This is a genomic window from Virgibacillus alimentarius, assembly GCF_017874635.1.
Classification (GTDB): Bacteria; Bacillota; Bacilli; order Bacillales; family Amphibacillaceae; genus Virgibacillus_B; species Virgibacillus_B alimentarius.
Genome location: NZ_JAGIKX010000029.1, coordinates 15807 through 38380, shown reverse-complemented (window position 1 = coordinate 38380; position 22574 = coordinate 15807). Strand labels below are relative to the sequence as shown.

The following is a 22574-nucleotide window of genomic DNA, read 5'->3' as shown; positions in this document are numbered from 1 at the left end:
ATGGACACCCTTGCTTTCAGCTAACAGTTCCTACTGCCAAGCCTGTAGTGGACTTTCACCACCAAGTTATAGCCCATGCTGGGCGCACTAAAAAAAAGCCAAATCCACCTTTGGGATTTGGCTTTTTTATTATTGTAGTGCTGCTTTTGCTTTATCTGCTAACTGTGCAAATGCATCTTCATCATGAATTGCAAGTTCCGACAACATTTTGCGGTTTACTTCAATGCCAGCTAGTTTCAGTCCATGCATCATTTTGCTATAAGATAGATCATTAGCACGTGCAGCTGCATTAATACGTGTAATCCATAGTTTGCGAAAATCACGCTTTCTTTGTCGACGGTCACGATATGCATACTGACCTGATTTCATTACTTGTTGTTTAGCTGTTTTAAATAAAGTGCGTTTAGATCCATAATAACCTTTTGCTAGTTTAAGCACGCGTTTACGACGTTGACGCGTTACAATTCCACCTTTTACACGTGGCATAGTAATTCCCTCCCGATATGAATCGAATTTATTATTTTCATTTTTTTAGCGTTAGCTGCTATCCTTCTTATTTAGGAAGCATATTCTTAATCCGTCTGTAATCTCCAGCAGAAACTAAAGTTGACTTACGCAATTTACGTTTTTGCTTCTGTGATTTATTTGCAAACAAATGACTTGTATATGCATGCGAACGTTTCAACTTACCAGTTCCTGTTCTTCTAAATCTTTTTTGAGAACCTTTATGAGTTTTCATTTTAGGCATATAAATTTCCTCCTCGTAATGTTTGAACACTCTATCATAAGATGAATGATTTATTTTTCACTGTTAGGAGCTAGCATCATAAACATATTACGACCTTCCATTTTTGCTTTGGATTCAATAGTTGCAATGTCTTTGACTTCATCTGCTAAACGGTCTAATACTTCTTGACCTAACCCCTTATGTGTAATCGCACGACCGCGGAATCGAACGGAAGCTTTAACTTTATCACCTTTTCCAAGGAATTTTCTTGCATTTCTTAATTTGGTATTAAAATCATGATCGCCAATTCCAGGTGTAAAACGAACCTCTTTTACATTGATTACTTTTTGTTTTTTTCGAGCTTCCTTTTCTTTCTTTTGCTGTTCGTAACGATATTTTCCGTAGTTCATTACACGACAAACTGGTGGTTTTGCATTTGGAGCAACCAAAACTAAATCTAAATTTCTCGTCTGAGCGATTTCTAATGCTTCAGAACGTGATTTCACCCCAAGCTGATCACCATTCGAATCAATAAGACGCACTTCTTTAGCACGAATTTTTTCATTGACATTCATTTCTTTGCTAATATCCAGCCACCTCCAAATTTTTTCTCCTACCATTACTTTAAGCTTCATGTTTCTTAAAGTTATCGATCTATTATTGACAAGCGACTATGATGTTAAGCATAGAAGGATACATCATGTTTCCAGACAAAAATGTGTCGGTACAATATGCACCCACACGTCTCCATTTATCTTTAAGAAGTTTGGAACCAGTTGACTGCATTTTACTGCGTCAATCAGGTGAGAAGCGGGTGCTTCTACTTGTCTCAGATCTTTTACTATTCAATTCAACTTCATAAGGATATCATTTCTTATAAGAACTGTCAAATTTTTATTTTATTAATGTGTAATCCCATGTCAATAAACGGAGAATAGATAAACTATCTATTTCTCCGTTCCTTCCTAATTTTTGTGTATTACTCTAGTATTCCCAACAATATCATGTAATCCTTGCTTCTCTGGGGTAAAGGCTACCACAGCATATAACAAAAAGAGTAAGGCCATTGCCCTATAAATAAATCTTCCTATCACTTCGCGAAAAAGTAAATCACTCCACTTTAAGTCTTTATCATCTATTCGAATAACCCGAAGTCCAAATACCATTTTACCAATCGTTTGTCCGTAAACTTTCGTCATTAATAAAAAATAGATATAAAAAACGAATACACTAACGATACCATTTAAAGTCCAAAACCCAATATCGATCCTGCCGTCCCCAACAAACTTTAATGGACTTAGTAATATTCCATTAATGCTAAAAATAACAATTAGGTCAGTTATATAAGCCCAGAAGCGCATCCAAAAACCTGCATAGCGCTTTTTTTCACTTTCAATTTTATCGTCAGTACCCCGATTATATTCAGACTCACTTTCAACATGATTATTTTTTTGGTAATCACTCACAATGGCACCCCCTCACTTGGAATATAAATACATAGCACGTGGTCCATCGGAATTTCTAATTTGATCCATTATTCCGCTTAATCGACCATCTGATTTAAACATACTTTGCGCGGAAGCCCCAATCAGTTGCTTGAAATTATAGCTTGTTTCATATTCAATAACGCTTGCACCTTTTAAATCATGATCCTCTTCCATTAAAGCTACTGTATCTTCTAACGTTCCTAATTCATCAACTAAATTATTTTCTTTCGCTTGTTTACCTGTATATACTCGACCGTCACCAAGCTTTCTAACTTTACTTTCTGGCATGCCACGTCCATCTACTATAACTTGGACAAACTCATCATATAGTTCGTCAATCATGGTTTGTAATATTTCTTTTTCCTCATCTTTCATCTTCCTTGAAGAGGACATTATATCTTTATATTCACCACTTTTAATTGTGTTAAAATCAATGCCATATTCATCGGCTAATTCAGCAAAATTAATACTTTCCATAATGACGCCTATAGAGCCGGTTAATGTTGCGGGATTAGCCACGATTTTATCAGCCGGGGCAGCAACATAATAACCTCCTGACGCAGCTGTATTCCCCATGGATACATACACAGGCTTTTCTGTCTCTTCCTGAATTTTAGTGACTTTTTCATGTATTTCTGCACTCTCAACGACTCCACCACCCGGGGAATTGATACGCAAAATAATTCCATCTACACTTCTATCCTTACCGGCTTCATCAACCATTTTTAAAAAACGTTTATGATCGTAACCAGGGGAATTGAACATAGAATGAGACCCAGTATCTTGAATAACGCCTTCTAAATTCAAGACAGCAATTTTATTTCTAGTTCCTTGTTTTCCTTTATCAATAACTGTTTCTTTAAAAGCTACCTCATCTTCACTAAATAAATCTTGAAAATCTGTAGTGGCCGCTGTGGTCGATAGTTGAACAACTATGGAGATGACAAATAGTCCAGCTGCTATACCAAGCGCTAACCAACGCTTTCCATCCATTTACCGTTCCACCTTTCTTCATATGTCAATAGACTCACCCAAAATCCTTAAGCATGGAGTGAGTCTTGAAGTTTTTATTTTCGCAATGTTTTACCTTCAATTTCTTGTTTCATCAATTCTTCAAAATCATTGTAAGGCACTGTTTCAGATTTCTTTTCACCATATCTTCTTACATTGACAGCATTATCCTCAATCTCATTGTCTCCGACAACTAATGCGAATGGGATCTTTTGTGTTTGAGCTTCTCTAATTTTATAGCCAATTTTTTCATCCCGCTCATCAACCGCAACCCTTACACCTTGTAATCGGAGTGTATCCGCAACACCCTTTGCATAATCTAAATGGGCTTCTGATGAAACCGGGATAATTTTAGCTTGTACCGGTGCCAGCCATGTAGGAAAAGCTCCTTTATATTCTTCTAGTAAAAAGGCTACAAATCGTTCCATCGTTGAAACAACCCCGCGGTGAATAACAATAGGGCGATGTTCTTTTCCATCTTCACCTATATAAGTGAGATCAAATTTTTCTGCTGCTTGATAATCTAGTTGAACGGTTGATAATGTTTCATCTTTGCCTAAAGCTGTCTTTACTTGTACATCTAATTTTGGACCATAAAAAGCTGCTTCGCCAAATGCTTCAACATAGTCGACCTGCATATCTTCCATTGTTTCCTTCAACATGGCTTGCGCTTTATCCCACATTTCATCATTATCAATATATTTTTCCTTATCTTCTGGATCACGATACGATAAGCGGAAATAATAATCGTTGATACCAAAGTCTTGATATACCCTCTGTATTAGTTTTACAACACGGATAAATTCGTCTTTTAATTGATCCGGACGCGCAAAAATATGTGCATCATTTAATGTCATCCCGCGCACTCGCTGTAATCCCGCTAAGGCTCCTGACATTTCATAACGGTGCATTGTACCAAGTTCTGCTATTCGAACTGGCAAACTACGATAACTATATAATTGATTTTTATAAACCATCATATGATGCGGGCAGTTCATGGGACGCAATATCAATTCTTCATTATCCATTTCCATGATAGGAAACATATCATCATGATAATGATCTAAATGTCCACTCGTTTTATATAAATCAACACTTCCCAGTACAGGTGTATAAACATGGTCATAACCTAATTTTTCTTCTATATCCACAATATATCGTTCAATAATTCGCCGTATAGTAGCTCCTTTTGGCAGCCACATCGGCAAGCCTTGTCCAACCTTTTGGGATATAGTAAAAATCCCCAATTCTTTTCCGAGTTTTCGGTGGTCACGTTCTTTTCGTTCTTCTAAAAGTTTTAAATAGTCATTCACTTGGCTTTTCTTTTCGAAAGCTGTTCCATATATACGTTGTAATTGCTGGTTGTTACTATCTCCTCGCCAGTAAGCCCCAGAGATACTTAATAATTTAAAGGCTTTAATTTTACTTGTCGAAGGAACATGAACGCCTCGGCATAAATCAAAAAATTCACCTTGTTTATAAATGGACACTTGTTCATTTTCAGGAATTGCATCAATTAATTCCAGTTTTAAATTGTCATCAATTTCTTTAAACATTTCTCTTGCTTCCTGACGGGATACTTCGATTCTTTCAATTGCTAAATTTTCGTCAATAATGCGCTGCATTTCTTTTTCAATTTTAGGCAAATCTTCAGGTGTTAAAGAATAATCCATTTCCATGTCATAATAGAACCCTTCTTCGATTACCGGACCTACCCCAAATTTAACATCTTTGTATATGCGCTTAATTGCCTGGGCCATCAAGTGGGCAGCAGAATGACGCATAATTTCGATACCTTCATCATTCTTATATGTAATGATTTCTATTTTTCCATCCTGTGATAGTTGTGTTTTTAAATCAATAAGTTCTCCATCTAACTTTATTGCCAAAGCTTGTTTTTTTAAGCCTGAAGAAATCGATTCTGCAATTTCTTCACCGGTTGTTCCCATTGGAAACTCTTTATTTGCTCCATCTGGGAAAGTGATTGTTATGTTTGACATTTTTACCTTTACACTCCTTTTTGCAATCTTTCTATAATTTAAAAAAGCTCGTCCCTCTGCATTAAATGCAAAGGGACGAGCGTTGATCACGTGGTTCCACCCTATTTTCCATGTTCTTATCTAACTAAGAAATGGCTTCATTATCTTTAACGCAGAATATTCGCTGCTATCTACTGCAAATTTCGATAACAGAGTTCAAAGGTGGTAATTATTTGTATGTATATAGGAAGTTTTCAGCAGGTAGCTCCCCTCTCTTATATATACTTAAAAACAAATAATCTTATCCTTATCAATACTTATGACTATCATGAAATTATAATTTATATTATAGCCTTAGCTGATTTTAAATGCAAGCACCTCTAATAATTTTTTACATGGTGCGGAAAAGGAAAATTGCGAATTGGTTCAAATTCCACTTTTTCTTGAAAAACATTCATAACGGTCGATGTTTTTGGTTCAGAAGGATAATCACCATAAATTTTTATTTTTGCTGGAGCCATAGCTATTAATGGAGATAAATTTAATTCGTCTATATCTAAACCGACAATATATAGTGGTTCTTTTCTGGTAATTTCCCGTAGTTCCAGCGTCGAAAATTTTTTGCCATTAGATTTAAAAAAAGAAAATGAACTGCCTTGGAGAATATAAATCTCCCTATACCCTGGTTCTTTTTTTACTATATATTCACGTAACATATTGATAAATGCTTGATGGTCCTCCTCCCTTTTAAATTCCTCAATGGCCAAGCCAACATAATGGATTAATTCTTTTTTAAAAAATTTCAAACGAAAATTAACGATAGAATCATAATGAACCGTTTCCGTGTTTTTGATATTCTCCATAAATACTGCATGAAGTGTTTGACTAGGATCCTGATTATTTTTGACCCTTAAGCAATCATCATCTTCTCCTGTAAAAATCCAATGGCTTAAATCTAAAATACGTTCTATCTCATCCGTGTTTTTAAAATAATACTTTTCCATGATAATATTTCTCATCATGTCAGACAATCGATGTGTAATCAGCACATCTACCATTGATTTTGCAATTGCAACAATAGATTGGTTATTAACTATTTTATCATTGAATTGTAATCGATTCCCCCAATCTTTATGTACTGTCCAGTACAGCTCGGTATTCTTGTTATAACGAAATAAATGCTCACAAAATGTTATAATTTCTTTATTCGATTCAAAATATACTTCCAACAAATCAACATCACCCTCATCCACAACCAAACTGTTACATTATATGGACGAGGCTCTTAAAAAATGACTGAAAATTAATCATCTTTCTAAGAAAGTATTGACTAGATGCCATAAAAAAGCTGATATAAAAGGATTATTCCCTCTTATACCAGCTATAAAAATTCTTATTTATCACGTCTGTTTTCCCCGTCTAAACTTACTTCTTTACTTACTTGTTTAATTCTTTCAATTACTCTCCCAGCTTTCACTTCTTCTACGCCACCCCGATTTGTATTTGCCAAATGCTGTTCCAACTGTTTTAAATTGTAGTTTGAAGTAAAGAAAACTGGTAATTGCTCCATCATTCGATATTGTAAAATAGAGCCAAGAATTTCATCACGGATCCAAGCTGATTGGGTTTCCGCACCAATATCATCAAACATAAGGACATCCGTATTTTTAAAATAGTCTATTTTTTCGTTTATTGAATTATCTTGAATTGATGTTTTAATCTCTCTAACAAACTCAGGCATATAAATTAACATAGATGAAATATTTAGTTCCTTTAGTTTATTAGCAACCGCTCCAAGGAAATAAGTTTTCCCTACTCCAAATGGACCTGTCAAATACAGTCCTTTTGCTGGTAATTCTGTTTTTGCAAGTTCGAGGAATTGGCTTGTTTCCCGAATAGCTTGACTTCTATCAAGTGTTACATCAATTTTGTCGTATGTTGCCTGCAGAATTTCCTTAGGCATATACAAGCTTTGTATCAGGTTCTGCTGCTTCTTTTGTTTTTCAAATAGAACGTTTTGATGACACTTTTCATAAATAAGCCGAAGCTCCCCATTCTCCACATGTAAAATGGGAGAGTATCCCGGGAGGATATTGATACATCCCTTTAAGGATGAACAATGATTACATTGCTTGGATTGGGATTTATATTCATATAATTTCATTAAATTTTTTTCGATTTCTTTTTGATTTACCTTGTTTAATGTAAGAAATTCCGTAACCTCAGGATCCTTTAAAACTTCCCTTTTGATATTAGTATAATGTTCTTGAAAGGATTTATTTTTCTTCATCCACTTTTTTAATGAAGCTTGTATCGGTTCCATATCAATCATCCTTGCAAATGATTATTTTGTTTATTACTAGAGTGCTTTCGTAGAAGTTCCATAAGTTCTTCTTTCTCTTTCTCCTCATTAACTGCTTGCTGATTTGTTTTTTCATTACGTTTTGATGTTTCTTTTTCTTTCTTTTTTCTTTCCTTAAACCAATCCGGTATAACTTCATTTGATTTAGACTTTGTATTTCTGAACTTATTCGTTTTTGAATACTTTTGATATCTCTCGGTTTCTCTTTTCGCAAAGGCCATCGCTTCCTTAGCACTTTTTAAGTTTGCACGTGACCAATGACTTGCTATTTTTTCTAAATAAGCTTTAGAAAGTTTCATATTGGATTGAAGTAAGACATAATGAATGAGTACGTTCATGACTGGTGCAGGTAATCCTTGCGTAGTCATTACTTCCTGTATAGCTCGCATATCTTGTATAGAAGCATGGTTCCCACTTGAAAGATCCTCTAACAATTGTTTAGGAGATATTGTTTCTAATTCATAAATAAGTTGTTCTTCTTTCGTAGCAGCTTTTAAATTTGTTGGCTGATTCGGGTTACTAACTTTATCTGTTAATTGAATCTTTGTATTATTTTGCTGTGTTTTAAACAAATCTTGACATGCTGCTTTGAATTCTTCGGGATCCAATATATTTTCATCTGTAAGTGCCCATAAAATAGCTTTTTCTATTTCATGTGTTGCTAAATCATACAGAAGCCTCATCTGTGAAATCAATTTTCTATTACTTTTAGTTAATATTTTTTTCACAGGAATCATACGTTGCTTTAACATTTGTTCAATCCAAGTAAAATCAATATTACTTATTCTAGGAGACTGTTCTATTTGATTATCTGCTATCGGCTTTTTACTTTCGAAAGATGGATAAAATGTTTGATATACATCTTCAAACGATACGGTGATGTTTTTCCCATAATCATGCATGTGACAGCGAGCATAGTGCCTTTTAAGATGGCTAAACTTCATCTCTCCAACATGATGGTATAAGAGCTCGGATAGCATTCCATCACTAAAAAATTCTTGTGGGGAAAAAGGGCTTTGTAAAATATACGTATATTTATTTTTATCCGTTTGATACGTTTTTAGCAAACCAATACCTTCTAGCCTAAGTCTTGCTTGGTAAATTGCATCCAATGGAATGTTTAAATAATTCATTAATGTATGATGTGTTTGTGGTTCTTCATTAGATTGAAGCTCTATTTCATGTAATAACGTTTGATATAATATAACAGCCTGCATGCCAATTAAAGGTTGATATAAATGGGTTAGCGATTTGGTATAATCGATTGCAAGATTCCCTTTTAATAAAACATAATACCCATCAACAGGTAAAATTTTCCCTATATAATTCATTTAATATTAATCCTTCCTTTAAGCTCTACTAAAAAGTAAAACCGTTCAAAAAACAATTGGTATTAGGTATTACCGTTATCTGTAGTATTAATTAAATCTTTTAGCTCATCTAAAAACACACTCAGATCTTTAAATTGACGATAAACGGAGGCAAAACGAACATAGGCCACTTCATCAACATCAGACAGACGATTCATGACCATTTCGCCTATATCTTTACTATCTATTTCCGAACAACCAGTATTACGTACTTCTTTTTCTACGTCAAGGGCAATTGCCTCAATTTTTTCCATAGGAACTGGACGTTTTTCACAAGCCTTTATTAAACCACGAACTAATTTTTCTCTGCTGAATTCCTGACGGGCTCCGTCTTTTTTTACTACGATTAATGGTATTTCTTCAATCCGTTCAAATGTTGTAAATCGAAAACCACATCGCTCACATTCCCTTCGTCTCCGAATGGATTGTCCCTCTTCGATTGGTCTCGAATCCAATACTCTAGTACTCTTAAACTGGCAATTTGTACACTTCATACCTGCTATCCCCCCTTTTATAAGGAAAATTACTATGTATATATTTTTTCAAACAAGGACTATTTTATTTAAAGATATACCTTTTATTTTAACATGTTTTATTTAAATCCACTAATAAGAAAATGATTGCAAATCTTGAATAAACCCAAGAAAAGCAATCATTTTCTAAACTTATACTTTTTAAATATTCACTTTTTCACGTAGGTAACTTCCTACATATTTCGTTAAATCAACTACGCGCTTTGAATAACCCCACTCATTATCATACCATGCTAACACTTTTAATTTATTATCTCCCATTACAAGTGTAGATAAACCATCTATGATTGCAGAATAATCCGTAGTTGTGTAATCAATGGATACGAGCGGTTCATCACTATATTTGATAATTCCATGTAATTCATTATTGGATGCTTGCTTCAATGCGTCATTAACCATATCCGTTGTTACATCCTTTTCAACATCAATAACCAAATCCACTAATGAAACATTAGGCGTTGGGACACGTAAGGCCATCCCATGCAATTTCCCATTTAAATGAGGTAAAACTTCACCTAGTGCCTTTGCAGCCCCTGTAGATGTTGGAATAATTGATTGTGTACATCCTCTTGCACGACGTAAGTCTTTATGTGGATTGTCTAAATTCTTTTGGTCATTTGTAAATGCATGAACAGTTGTCATTAAACCATTGACAATATTAAAGTTATCATCTAATACCTTTACCACTGGGGCTAAACAATTCGTAGTACAAGATGCATTTGATACAATATCATCTTCTTCAGGCTGATAAGTTTCCTGGTTAACCCCCATTACAATTGTTTTGTCAACTTGTTTTCCAGGTGCTGTAATGACTACCTTTTTTGCACCTGCTTGTAAATGTAGGCCAGCATCTTTCTTTGTATTAAATTTTCCAGTTGCTTCAACTACAACATCTATATTATGCTCTTTCCACGGAAGCTTTTGAGGTTCTCTTTCCTGCACAAGTGTAATTGTCTTTCCGTTTACTTCCAATGCTTGATCGAGCGCTTTCACTTCTCCATCAAAAATACCATGAACACTATCATATTTTATTAGGTGTGCAAGTGTTTCTGGAGGATAGCTGGCGTTCACAGCAACTACATCTAATTGATCATCTATAATAGCTTGACGAAATACCATTCGGCCAATCCGACCAAATCCATTAATTGCAATTCGGGTTTTACTCATTTATTGTCCTCCTATATATGTTACACAGTTTTGTTATTTGTCATAATTAGTATAACACATTTACATAAAAATGTGATTGATTTTATGTAATTTAAATATTTTGTTTATTTTGTTGTACTAAAAAGCTTAGATACAAATATCTAAGCTTTTTTTCGTTGTTGTGTTATTGTGGTTCTTTTTATATTACACCCCATGTACGTAAAAGTTTTTCTAACTGTTCATAGGAATGATGTTTTGTTCCATTATTATCAATAATTGCGTCAGCAAGCTTTGCCTTCTCTTTATTGGGAATCTGGGCTTGAATCCGTTGCTTTGCTTCTTGTTTTGAAAATCCTTCACGCTCCATTAGACGCTCTAGTTGTACGTTTTCATCTACATAAACCACTAATGTTTTATCAACATAATTCGTTAATTTATTTTCAAAAAGTAAAGGTATATCAAGTACGACACATTTTTCATCTGATTTAATATAAGCATCACGGTGTTTTAGCATTTTTTCTCGTATAGCAGGATGCACTATTTCGTTTAATTGCATCCTTTTTTGCTCATCCGCAAAGACAATAGCGCCCAACTTCTTCCGGTCTAAAGTTTTATCCTCACGAAGTATACCCGGACCAAACTTATGAATAATTGCTTCATATGCCTTTTCTCCAGGGTCTACTACTTCCCGAGCAAGCTTATCGGCATCAATTACTGGTATATCAAAATCGTCAAACATTAAAGATACTGTGCTTTTACCACTGGCTATACTTCCAGTTAGTCCTATAATTAGTCCCATGGTTTTCTCCTTTTTATTGTTTCTGGCAAGCGATACATACGTGCGTTCCACGACCTCCAACTTTCATCTTAACAATTGGTCTGCCACAATTTTTACATGGCTCGTTTTCCTGGCCATAAACAAATAATTTTTGTTGAAACATTCCCATTTCACCTTGTCCATTAACATAGGACTTTATCGTTGTTCCGCCTTGTTCAACAGCTTCCTTTAATGTCAAAATTGCTTGATCTTGAATTCCTTTGATTTCCTTTTTAGATAATCTACTAGCTTTTTTTAAGGGATGAACACCCGCTTTAAACAATGTTTCATCAACGTATATATTCCCTAAACCAGTTACAATTGATTGGTCAAGTAAAACTGTTTTTATAAAACGGTCTGTTTTATTCAATTTTTCATAGAAATAGGTCAATGTAAAATCTTTGTCAAAAGGGTCTGGACCAAGTTGATTTAATGGTTTATTTAATAATTCTTCTCCTTTGTTGACAACATGCATCGTTCCAAACTTGCGAACATCATTATAACGCAGTTCTTCATTATTATTTAATGAAAAAATAACATGTGTATGTTTCTTTATAGGTGTTGAAGCATCATCAATACTATATTTTCCTTCCATTCTTAAGTGAGAGATCAACATATAATCATCTAGGTGAAATAGTAGGAATTTCCCTTTACGGGTTATATTTTGAAATGTTTGTCCAGTTAACATGAATTTAAATTTTTCTATATCATCTGGCAGTTTGATTATATTAGACCAATAAACGGATACATTCTCTATTGTTTTATTTAATAGAAATCTTTTTAATGTGTTTTTAATTGTTTCGACTTCTGGCAATTCTGGCATATTATTTCTCCTTACTTTGCATCAAACCAGCTATATCCATACTCATAATCCGCTTTTAATGGTACATCCAGGTTGACTGTATTTTCCATAACCATTGGTACAATTTCTTTCAATTGAGTAAGTTCTGATTTTGGTGCTTCGATGATTAATTCATCATGTACTTGTAATAACATACGTGCATTTAATTGTTCATCGATTAGCTTCTCATGCAAATCGATCATTGCTTTTTTAATAATATCCGCTGCACTACCCTGAATTGGTGTATTCATCGCGGTTCTTTCAGCAAAACTGCGCCGGTTAAAATTTCTGCTAGAAATATCAGGAAGGTAACGTCTTCGATTCATTAAAGTATTAACATAACCTTTATGTTTTGCCTCCTGAACAATTTCTTCCATATATGTTTTAACTCCTGGATAGCTATCAAAATAGCGATCAATGAATTGTTTTGCCTCCTTGCGTGAAATTCCCAAATTTTGTGAGAGTCCATAATCACTAATGCCATATACGATACCAAAATTAACCGCTTTCGCTTGCCTACGCATATTACTTGTAACATCCGCTTTATCTACATGAAATACATCCATTGCAGTTTGTGTGTGTATATCAATATTATCTTTAAATGCTGCTATTAACTTTTTATCCTTTGCTATATGTGCTAATACTCGTAGTTCAATTTGAGAATAATCAGCAGCAAATATGATCCACCCCTTCTTGGAGGGGATAAAAGCTTGTCGAATTTTCCTTCCTTCTTCTAAACGAATTGGGATATTTTGTAAGTTCGGTTCAATTGAACTCAATCTTCCCGTTTGAGTTAAAGCTTGATTAAAACGTGTATGAATTTTATTCGTATTTTTATTTACCACTTTTAGCAAGCCCTCAATATAGGTAGATTGGAGTTTACCTAGCTGGCGATACAAAAGAATTTTTGGAATGATTTCATGTTCATTCTCTAGTTTTTCCAAAACGTCTGCAGCAGTTGAATAACCAGTTTTTGTTTTTTTAATAACTGGTAAGTTAAGCTTTTCAAAAAGAATTGGCCCCAATTGTTTCGGCGAGTTTAAATTAAACACTTCACCAGCTAATTCATAGACCTCTTTCTCAATCTCTTCTAGTCTAAAACTTAATTCGCTCCCCATTTCTTGCAAACGTGCAACATCCACTTTAATGCCATAATGCTCCATTTTCCCTAAAATTAAAGCGAGAGGCATTTCTAACTCTTTAAATAACATGTATTGTTTATTAGCTTTTAATTGTTTATTCATCTCATCAATTAATGAATATAAAATAGCAGTTTTCCGCACAATGTGCTCAGCTAATACACTTTGTTCCGGAACTTTCATTTTAGCTCCTTTCCCATATACTTCTTCATCAAATAAGACTTCTTTCTTTCCATAGCGTTGTCCAACTGCCGGAATATCATGGTGATTCTCAGAAGGATTAAGTAAATAGGAGGCAAGCAGCATATCAAAGGAAATTCCTCTTAAATGAATATCTTTATTTAATAAAGCAACAACAGTCTTCTTCGCATCAAAAACATATTTAGTCATACTTTTATCTTCTGCCCACTGCTTAAATATGTTCGATTTTAAGGCAACATCCGTTGGAATGAATATAGATATTTTTTCATTCACAATACCAATGCCTTCGATCGGAGCATGATGGTAATTATCCGTGAGCATTTCGACATATAATGCTTCCTCGCCAGAAAATAAATCTTTTGTTATATGGTCAACGATCGTAAAATCAATTGTTTTGAATTCATGGTGGTCTTCCTCATTGTCAGATTGTTGATGGTCTAGCCTGCTTAGCAACGATTGAAAACCTAAATCTTTAAAGATAGAGGTTACTTTGTTTTTTGCAAAACCCTTATAAGGCAAATCTTCTAAAGTGACCTCTACAGGAGAATCGCACTTAATGGTAACAAGTTCCTTGCTCATTTTTGCATTATCTTTGTAAGTGATAAGATTTTCTTTTAATTTTTTCCCGCTAATATTATTTACGTTCACATATATTTCCTCTAAAGTTTTATATTGTTTTAAGAGTTTAATTGCAGTCTTCTGACCAATCCCTGGAACACCAGGTATATTATCTGAGTTATCTCCCATTAATGCTTTCATATCAATAATTTGATGCGGAGAAATATTCATAGTTTCTTCCATATGAGTAGGTGTGAATTGTTCTACTTCACTAATCCCCTTCTTTGTCAAGTTAACGGTAACCGAATCAGAAACAAGCTGCAGTAAGTCCTTATCACCAGAGATAATAGTGACATCCCAGTTGCGCTCTTGACCCTGAGTTGCAAGTGTTCCAATAATATCATCGGCCTCATAATTTTCAATTTGATAATGCGGTATAGAAAATGCATTTAATAATTCTTTCAACACAGGGAACTGCTCTGATAATTCTGGTGGAGTTTTTTGCCGACCACCTTTATACTCTTTATACTGCTCGTGTCGAAATGTTGTTTTACCTGCGTCGAACGCAACCAGCATGTGTGTTGGTTTTTCTTCTTCCAAAATCCGCATCAGCATGGTTGTAAAGCCATATACCGCATTCGTATAAATCCCCTTATCATTATTTAATAATGGCAACGCAAAAAAGGCACGATAAATAATACTGTTTCCGTCAATTAAAACAAGTTTATTCGTCATCCAGCTTCCTCCTAAACTAAAGAACGTTATCAAATTATGTATTTAAAATAATTTTTCTATCTCTTAAATGATACATATATTTTACACTATTCTTGGCAAAGATAAAAATATTGAATCGTTTCAACGGAACATTCACCTTAGCCAAAGCAAAACATCCTTTCGATGAAAGGATGTTAAACTTGTTTTGGAAAATAAACCGAGAAAAGAGAGCCTTTATTTAATTCGCTTTTTACTGTGATTTTTCCGCCATGAACTTCCATGATATGTTTCACAATTGCTAATCCTAAACCTGTTCCTCCAGTATTACGGCTACGCGCCTTATCAACTCGGTAAAAACGTTCAAATATACGTGGGAGTACGTCTAGACTCATCCCGATTCCAGTATCTCTTACTTGTATTTGTAAAAAGTCCTTTGTCTCTTCAATCGTCAAAGTGATTTCTCCTTTAGCTGGTGTATAACTAATGGCATTATTTAATAAGTTTAAAATAACTTGTTTCACTTTGTCTTTATCTGCTTGAATGAAAAGGTTTTCCTCTACATTCGCATGAAATTCAATCTGATGTTGTTCTGCCTGATGTCTGATCATTGGAACAATTTCTTTCACCAAAGACGACAAGTCCACTTCAGTTATTACTAACTGAAGTCCATCTCTTTCCAGGCTGGAAAGTGTTAGTAAGTCTTCAACAAGTAATTGCAATCGATTACTTTCCTGATAAATTATTTCCAAAAACTGTTCATTTGAATGTTCTTCATTCATGGCACCGTCCATTAATGTTTCTGTAAATCCTTTAATGGAAGTTATGGGTGTTTTCAGCTCATGGGAAACATTTGCCACAAAGTCTTTTCGCATTAGCTCAAGATTCTTCAGTTCTGTAATATCATAGATAACAAGCACTGCTCCCCTCAACATGTTTTTCTCATTAAAAATTGGGGCGCCAACGATTTCCAAATAGCTTTTCTCTGAATCTTTATAATGGGTAATCGATCCTTTAACATTTTTTTCATACAGGAAAGTTTCCTGAACAACTTGGTGAATTTTTTCACTGTCCAAAACGTCGTATAATATATATCCTACATAATCCTTTGTGGTTTTTCCAAACATCGATATAAACTTACGGTTTACAAGGTGTATGAACCCTTTTTCATCTATAAGGACAAGACCGCTTTCCGTATTATCGATTACTGTTGACAGTTGTTCAGCTTGAAGTTGTTCATGTATTGAAAGTTCACTTAAACTGCGAGCTAAAGAATTTATTTTATTACTTAAAATCCCAATACTCCCATTAACTGGATGGTGTATCCTAGCTCGGTAATTACCCTGCACCAACTGGTCAACTGTCTTCGTTGCTTTTTTGATAGGTTTGATATATTTATCAAAAACGTGGAGTAAAATGAGAAGCAAGATTATGTACTCAATAAGTAATACCGAAATCAGAACGAACAGGTTATCCACCGTCTGACTCAATATAGCTCCTGTAATAGCTTCGATTATCAATATTCCTAGTGCATATAAAATTAATGATTTAGAAAATAATGCTTTCATGCGGTTGGGTCCTCCATTTTGTAACCAAGTCCTCGAATTGTTTTAATATAAACTGGTTTTTTAGTATTCGGCTCAATTTTATCACGCAGACGACTAATATGAACATCTACAATGCGCGTATCACCTGCAAAATCATAATTCCATACTTCACTTAATAACTGATCCCTTGATAAGACATTACCCAAGTGATTTGCAAGATGTAATAATAGTTCAAATTCTTTTCGTGTAAATAAAATCGTTTTATCAGCTAGTTTTACCTCATAACTGTTTGGGTCAATCATTAAGTTACCAATATGAATAGTAGAGTGAACGTTAATTGCGGATTTATTTGTTCTCCGTAAAATTGCTTTTATTCGTGCAACTACTTCCTTTGGACTAAAAGGTTTCGTTAAATAATCATCTGCACCTAATTCTAAGCCTAATATTTTATTAAATTCTTCATTCCTCGCTGTTAACATAATAATGGGCGTATCAATTTGCTTTTTTCTTAACTGTCTACATACTTCAAGCCCATCAATTTCTGGTAACATTAAATCCAGTAATATAATATCATACACATTTTTCTCAACTTTTTTCATAGCTTCTGCTCCATCATAAGCAACATCCGTTTCAAAGCCCGCCTTTTTTAAATTGAAGCTTAATAATGTAACAATCGACACTTCATCATCAACAATTAATGCTTTTTGCTTCAATGACCTCTTCCTTTCCCTGAGTAACTATCCTTATCTTACATTGAATGATGATTCTTGTGAACAAGAAAAGATTATTGTAAATAAGAATTTACAAAGAAGCTAGCATATTTCTTGCCTTTTTTGGGAAAAATACATATAAAAAAGCTCTTTTCTACACTTCCTTCGATGTAAAAAAGAGCTATTTAACTTTAATCTAATATACTTAATACCTGTTTAACAGAATCTGCTGATTTATCTAATGCTTTCTTTTCTTCCTCAGTTAAGTCTAATTCAATAATTTCTTCGATTCCGTTTCCGCCAAGAACAACAGGAACGCCTAAATAGATGTCAGAATATCCATATTCCCCTTCTAAATATGCGATTGCAGGGAGAACACGGCGTTGATCTTTTAGGATTGCTTCAGCCATAATTGTTAATGATGCAGCAGGAGCATAGTAGGCACTGCCATTTCCTAATAAACCGACAATTTCTCCTCCGCCTTTCCTTGTTCGTTCAACAATTTCATCCAAACGGTCTTTCGAAATTAATTTTTCTAAAGGAATTCCACCAGCATAAGAATAACGGATTAATGGCACCATGTCATCGCCATGGCCTCCTAGAACAAATCCCGTTATATCTTTTACGGATAGGTTTAATTCTTGAGCAATAAACGTTCGGAATCTCGCTGTATCTAAGACTCCAGATTGGCCAATTACACGCTCTTTTGGAAATCCAGACTCCTTAAATGCGGTATATGTCATCGCATCAACCGGATTTGAAAGGACTACGATAAAAGCGTCAGGTGCATATGTAGCAATATCTTTGGCAACAGTTTTCATGATTTTTGCGTTAGTATTTACCAGGTCATCACGGCTCATACCAGGCTTACGTGCTATACCAGCTGTAATGATCACTAAATCAGAGCCTTTTGTTTCCTCGTAATTTGAAGTACCTGTAATATTTACATCGAACCCTTGTACTGGGCTTGCTTCCAACATGTCTAAAGCTTTACCTTTTGTAGGTGCTTCCATATTTGGAATATCAACTAAAACGACATCGCCAAGTTCTTTTTGTGCTAACATTAATGCAGTAGTTGTTCCAGTGAATCCTGAGCCTATTACCGATATTTTGTTACGTTTCATAGCCACGCCCTTCACCTTCCTAACGATTAATTCATGTTTTTGATTAACTCGTCACCGAATGCTGAGCATTTTACTTCTGTAGCACCATCCATTAAACGTGCAAAGTCGTAAGTAACAACTTTAGAAGCAATTGTTTTATCCATCGCTTTTGTTACGAGATCAGCTGCTTCTCTCCACCCAAGGTGTTCCAACATTAATACACCAGAAAGAATGACAGAAGATGGATTAACTTTGTCTAAACCAGCATATTTTGGAGCTGTTCCGTGTGTAGCTTCGAAAATTGCATGTCCAGTATCATAGTTAATATTAGCTCCCGGAGCAATCCCGATTCCGCCAACTTGAGCTGCTAGTGCGTCAGATATATAGTCACCATTTAAGTTCATTGTTGCAACAACATCGAACTCTTTTGGTCTTGTTAAAATTTGCTGTAGGAAAATGTCCGCAATTGCGTCTTTAACGATAATTTTTCCAGACTTTACTGCTTCGTCTTGTGCTTTATTAGCAGCATCTTTACCATCTTTTTCAACAATACGGTCATACTCAGCCCATGTGAATACTTTATCACCATATTCCTGTTCAGCTACTTCATAGCCCCATGCTTTGAATGCACCTTCCGTGAATTTCATAATATTTCCTTTGTGCACTAAAGTAACATTTCTGCGTCCTTCATTTAATGCGTATTCGATACTTGCACGAACTAAACGCTTTGTACCTTCTTCAGATACTGGCTTAACACCGATACCAGATGTTTCAGGAAAGCGAATATTTTTTACTCCCATTTCATTTTGCATAAAATCAATCACTTTTTTTACATCCGCTGTGCCTTTTTGCCATTCAATACCAGCGTAAATATCTTCTGTATTTTCTCTGAATATTACCATGTCAACGTCTTCTGGACGTTTAACTGGTGATGGAACACCGTCGAAGTAACGAACTGGACGTAAACATGTGAATAGATCCAATTCCTGACGCAAGGCAACGTTCAACGAACGAAAGCCTCCACCGATTGGCGTAGTTAATGGTCCTTTAATAGCAATTTTATACTCACGAATTTTTTCAAGTGTTTCATCTGGTAACCATTCACCTGTTTTATCAAATGCCTTTTGACCAGCATATACTTCTTTCCAGTCAATAGACTTTTCACCGTTATAAGCTTTATCAACTGCTGCTTCAAGCACTCTTTTTGCAGCTGCCCAAATGTCAGGGCCTGTCCCATCTCCTTCAATAAAAGGGATTATAGGACGATTTGGTACGTTCATCTCCCCATTATTTACTGTAATTTTTTCACCTTGAGTCATTAAAAAACCCTCCTGTTATGTTCATACCTATATTATTTTACCACAATAAATAAAAAGTGGTTAATAACAACAAATATTATGATGGATGAATGAAATCAAATTAATTTCTATCCTCAATTGCAACATATTTTTGGGTCTCTGGCCCGATATAATCAGCACGAGGTCTAATAAGACGATTATTATCATATTGTTCTAAAATATGTGCCAGCCAACCTGAAGCACGACTCATTGCAAACAGAGGAGTAAATAAATCATGATCAATACCTAAACTATGGTAGACAGAAGCAGAATAAAAGTCCACATTAGCAGGAAGACCTTTTTCTCCTTTTATATAATCTTCAATTTTCACTGACATCGTGTACCATTTATCTTGACCAGTAATTTTTGTTAATTCTTTTGACATACGCTTTAAATGTTTTGCTCGAGGGTCTCCACTTTTGTATACGCGGTGTCCCATACCCATAATTTTTTCCTTATTTTTTAACTTCTCTTCAATATATGGGATTGCATTTTCCACACTATCAATTTCCGTCAGCATTTTCATGACTTGCTCATTGGCTCCACCATGCAATGGTCCTTTTAGTGCACCAATTGCTGCAGTAATACCAGAATAAATGTCAGATAAAGTTGCAACACAAACACGCGCTGTAAATGTTGAGGCATTTAATTCATGATCTGCATGAAGCACTAATGCTTTATTAATGGCTTCAACTTCTATATCCTTGGCCTCTTTGCCATTTAACATATATAAGAAGTTTTCCGCAAAGCTTAAATCTTTTTTTGGTTCTACCGGATCTAGACCCTTACGAATTCTAGCAAATGCAGTTACTATCGTAGCTATTTTTGCTTGGATACGAAGTGCTTTTTGTTTATTAGCAGCCTCTTCCATTACATCTGCTTCATCATCATATAGCCCAAGTAAAGATACAGCAGTCCTTAGTGCAGCCATTGGATGAACAGTTGATAAATCATAGGATCGTAAATGATCAATTACTGGTTCAGGCAACTTCATATTATCTGCCAATTCAGCTTTAAACGCATCCAATTCTGATTTTGTTGGCAATTTCAAATTCCATAATAAATAGATAACTTCTTCAAAACTAGAATTTTCTGCCAAATCATCAATTGTATAACCAACATATGTTAGTTGATCATTTATAATTGAACTAATTGACGATTGAGTTGCTACAACCCCTTCAAGACCTTTAGCTGTTGTCATAACAAACCCTCTCCTTTTTGATAAAACAATTAATGATAAAACTTTCACAAAAATTATTGCTTACTATTGATCTGCCCCATGCACAATTATAGTGTATTATGTAACTAATGTGAATTAAAATCATTTATTTTAAATAAGACTTTATTTTAAGAAAGTTATAATAAATTACACATAAATAAAACATAATTGCAGTTCATCTCATTAGAAAATTACCTTCTTTTTTTTGCTAAGGCAGCATATGTAATATTACAAAGGCTTTTAAATTGCATAAGCAAATGAGGTTATTGATATGGACAAGCAATTGATACACAGAATGCTAAGGCTCCTCTTAGTTATTAGTGTGGTTTTAAGTATATATTTTATGATAAAATATACATTCTTTTTACTTTTGCCTTTTTTAATTGCTATACTTTTTTCTGCTGCTCTTAATCCAATTGTAACGATGATGGAAATCAAAATGAAACTTCCCCGTAGTTTGGCAACTGGCCTTACCATCATTATTACTTTTGCAATCACCTCTGGAATAGGCATCTTACTTTTCAGTGAAATCATTCAGGGTACAACCTATTTAGCTGAGCACTTACCAGCCCATTTACAAACTTTTGTAAGCTTTTTTGAAAGATTTTTAAAAGATAACATATTACCTTTATACCATAAGTTTACATCTTTTTTTCATTCTTTAAGTTCGTCACAGCAAATAACTTTAAATGAAAATATTCAACAATTTATAAACCAAATATCATCTTCTGGAGCTCTTATCTTAAAAAATTTACTGTTAAAAATACCTGTTTTTTTGTCTATGCTTCCTAATTCTATTACAATTTTTATTTTTATTATATTATCAACTTTCCTTATAACAAATGATTGGTATACATTAAAGTACTCCATCGAAAAGGTAATACCTAATGCAATGAGTGAGTCGGGAAAAAATATGGTTATTCACCTAAAAAAAGCTCTGTTTGGATTTATCAAGGCACAATTTCTGCTCGTTTCTATTACATGTGGCAGTATATATATAGGATTTTTAATGATACAAGTAGATCACGCTCTTACAATCGCATTAATAGCTGCGGTGGTTGATTTATTACCTTATATTGGGACAGGAATCATTTTTATTCCTTGGATTATTTTTTTATTTTTTAGTGAGAATTATTCATTAACGATAAACTTAACTTTCCTCTATATGTTTGTAACAATATTGCGCCAAATCATTGAGCCGAAATTACTTTCAATGAATGTAGGATTACACCCGCTTGCAACGCTTATTTCGCTTTTTATCTGCATCCAGCTATGGGGCTTTATTGGATTAATATTAGCCCCGCTATTACTTGTTGTATTACATGTGATTTATCAAACGGGAATTGCAAAGCAAGTGTGGCAATTTATCAAAGGTTAGTAAATTACCATCTACGATAAATAATTGTATTCTTATTTATTATCCGATTAATAAATTTCCGTAAATTATTTTTAAAAGGGATTCGACTCCAAGGCAAAACCAAAAGAAACCCTACTATATCCGTAATAAAGCCGGGTGTAAATAAAAATACACCGCCAATGAAAATACATATGCCATCCATGATTTGTTCAGTAGGGGCATGCCCGTGACTCATAGTTATTCTTGCCCTTCTCAATGTTTCGGTCCCCTGCTGCTTGGCAATTGCCACGCCAACAACTCCCGTTAGTAAGATCAATCCAACAACCCACCATGGCCCGATAATACCTCCAGCCCATATGAACACACCAATTTCTAATGCTGGTAAAATTAGTAGTATAAGTAGTAACCACCGCATACTA

At 34.5% G+C, this 22574-nt stretch carries 21 protein-coding genes and 2 other annotated features; of the genes, 1 reads left to right on the top strand and 20 read right to left on the bottom strand.

Translation table 11 applies throughout. The features are described from left to right. Window positions 1-129: 129 nt before the first annotated feature. The 19 genes from rplT to citZ all read right to left on the bottom strand — a co-directional run bounded on the left by rplT (window position 130) and on the right by citZ (window position 20780). On the bottom strand, window positions 130-486 hold the full coding sequence (gene rplT, locus J2Z81_RS12675; protein WP_029267274.1) for a 50S ribosomal protein L20: 357 nt from the start codon (window positions 484-486) through the stop codon (window positions 130-132). Window positions 487-553: 67 nt separating this feature from the next. Continuing rightward, the gene (gene rpmI, locus J2Z81_RS12670) at window positions 554-748 is read right to left on the bottom strand and encodes a 50S ribosomal protein L35 (RefSeq protein ID WP_029267276.1); all 195 of its coding nucleotides are present in this window, start codon (window positions 746-748) and stop codon (window positions 554-556) included. A gap of 50 nt (window positions 749-798) precedes the next feature. Further along, complete coding sequence (gene infC / locus J2Z81_RS12665) at window positions 799-1302, bottom strand: translation initiation factor IF-3 (protein WP_029267278.1); 504 nt, start codon at window positions 1300-1302, stop codon at window positions 799-801. A 131-nt stretch (window positions 1303-1433) separates the two neighbouring features. Further along, window positions 1434-1559 (bottom strand) — a sequence feature (ribosomal protein L20 leader region). A 133-nt stretch (window positions 1560-1692) separates the two neighbouring features. Next, a complete protein-coding gene (locus J2Z81_RS12660; protein ID WP_029267280.1) occupies window positions 1693-2193 on the bottom strand; it encodes an RDD family protein in 501 nt (166 codons plus the stop codon). Between the two features lie 12 nt (window positions 2194-2205). Further along, window positions 2206-3207 (bottom strand): signal peptide peptidase SppA, encoded by a 1002-nt coding sequence (gene sppA, locus J2Z81_RS12655; protein WP_029267283.1) that lies wholly within the window; start codon window positions 3205-3207, stop codon window positions 2206-2208. Window positions 3208-3281: 74 nt separating this feature from the next. Then, window positions 3282-5225: a threonine--tRNA ligase gene (thrS, locus tag J2Z81_RS12650; protein WP_029267285.1), complete on the bottom strand. Its 1944-nt coding sequence runs from the start codon at window positions 5223-5225 to the stop codon at window positions 3282-3284. A gap of 68 nt (window positions 5226-5293) precedes the next feature. After that, window positions 5294-5527: a binding site (T-box leader), on the bottom strand. Window positions 5528-5584: 57 nt separating this feature from the next. Next, on the bottom strand, window positions 5585-6436 hold the full coding sequence (gene ytxC / locus J2Z81_RS12645; RefSeq protein ID WP_029267287.1) for a putative sporulation protein YtxC: 852 nt from the start codon (window positions 6434-6436) through the stop codon (window positions 5585-5587). A gap of 161 nt (window positions 6437-6597) precedes the next feature. After that, the gene (gene dnaI, locus J2Z81_RS12640; RefSeq protein ID WP_029267289.1) at window positions 6598-7527 is read right to left on the bottom strand and encodes a primosomal protein DnaI; all 930 of its coding nucleotides are present in this window, start codon (window positions 7525-7527) and stop codon (window positions 6598-6600) included. Between the two features lie 5 nt (window positions 7528-7532). Beyond that, window positions 7533-8897, bottom strand: a complete 1365-nt coding sequence (locus J2Z81_RS12635; protein WP_029267291.1) for a replication initiation and membrane attachment family protein — start codon at window positions 8895-8897, stop codon at window positions 7533-7535. 62 nt (window positions 8898-8959) lie between these two features. After that, complete coding sequence (gene nrdR, locus J2Z81_RS12630; RefSeq protein WP_029267294.1) at window positions 8960-9430, bottom strand: transcriptional regulator NrdR; 471 nt, start codon at window positions 9428-9430, stop codon at window positions 8960-8962. 180 nt (window positions 9431-9610) lie between these two features. After that, complete coding sequence (locus tag J2Z81_RS12625) at window positions 9611-10636, bottom strand: glyceraldehyde-3-phosphate dehydrogenase (protein WP_029267296.1); 1026 nt, start codon at window positions 10634-10636, stop codon at window positions 9611-9613. 178 nt (window positions 10637-10814) lie between these two features. Then, window positions 10815-11414, bottom strand: coding sequence for a dephospho-CoA kinase (gene coaE, locus J2Z81_RS12620; RefSeq protein ID WP_226371480.1), 600 nt, complete (start codon window positions 11412-11414; stop codon window positions 10815-10817). A 13-nt stretch (window positions 11415-11427) separates the two neighbouring features. Next, window positions 11428-12255: a DNA-formamidopyrimidine glycosylase gene (gene mutM / locus J2Z81_RS12615; protein WP_029267299.1), complete on the bottom strand. Its 828-nt coding sequence runs from the start codon at window positions 12253-12255 to the stop codon at window positions 11428-11430. An 11-nt stretch (window positions 12256-12266) separates the two neighbouring features. After that, a complete protein-coding gene (gene polA / locus J2Z81_RS12610) occupies window positions 12267-14906 on the bottom strand; it encodes a DNA polymerase I (protein WP_226371479.1) in 2640 nt (879 codons plus the stop codon). Window positions 14907-15079: 173 nt separating this feature from the next. Beyond that, complete coding sequence (gene pnpS, locus J2Z81_RS12605) at window positions 15080-16450, bottom strand: two-component system histidine kinase PnpS (RefSeq protein ID WP_029267303.1); 1371 nt, start codon at window positions 16448-16450, stop codon at window positions 15080-15082. Beyond that, complete coding sequence (locus J2Z81_RS12600) at window positions 16447-17142, bottom strand: response regulator transcription factor (protein WP_029267305.1); 696 nt, start codon at window positions 17140-17142, stop codon at window positions 16447-16449. The genes pnpS and J2Z81_RS12600 overlap by 4 nt, the downstream gene beginning before the upstream one ends. A gap of 188 nt (window positions 17143-17330) precedes the next feature. After that, entirely contained in the window at window positions 17331-18269 is a 939-nt protein-coding gene (mdh, locus tag J2Z81_RS12595; RefSeq protein WP_029267307.1) for a malate dehydrogenase, read from the bottom strand. 20 nt (window positions 18270-18289) lie between these two features. Further along, complete coding sequence (icd, locus tag J2Z81_RS12590) at window positions 18290-19561, bottom strand: NADP-dependent isocitrate dehydrogenase (protein ID WP_029267309.1); 1272 nt, start codon at window positions 19559-19561, stop codon at window positions 18290-18292. A gap of 100 nt (window positions 19562-19661) precedes the next feature. Further along, entirely contained in the window at window positions 19662-20780 is a 1119-nt protein-coding gene (citZ, locus tag J2Z81_RS12585) for a citrate synthase (RefSeq protein WP_029267311.1), read from the bottom strand. Window positions 20781-21069: 289 nt separating this feature from the next. Here citZ and ytvI point away from each other — a divergent pair, with 289 nt between their 5' ends. Further along, the gene (gene ytvI / locus J2Z81_RS12580; protein ID WP_029267313.1) at window positions 21070-22176 is read left to right on the top strand and encodes a sporulation integral membrane protein YtvI; all 1107 of its coding nucleotides are present in this window, start codon (window positions 21070-21072) and stop codon (window positions 22174-22176) included. A 4-nt stretch (window positions 22177-22180) separates the two neighbouring features. Here ytvI and J2Z81_RS12575 read toward each other — a convergent pair whose 3' ends face one another. Beyond that, the gene (locus tag J2Z81_RS12575) at window positions 22181-22570 is read right to left on the bottom strand and encodes an FxsA family protein (protein ID WP_226371478.1); all 390 of its coding nucleotides are present in this window, start codon (window positions 22568-22570) and stop codon (window positions 22181-22183) included. Window positions 22571-22574 lie beyond the last annotated feature (4 nt).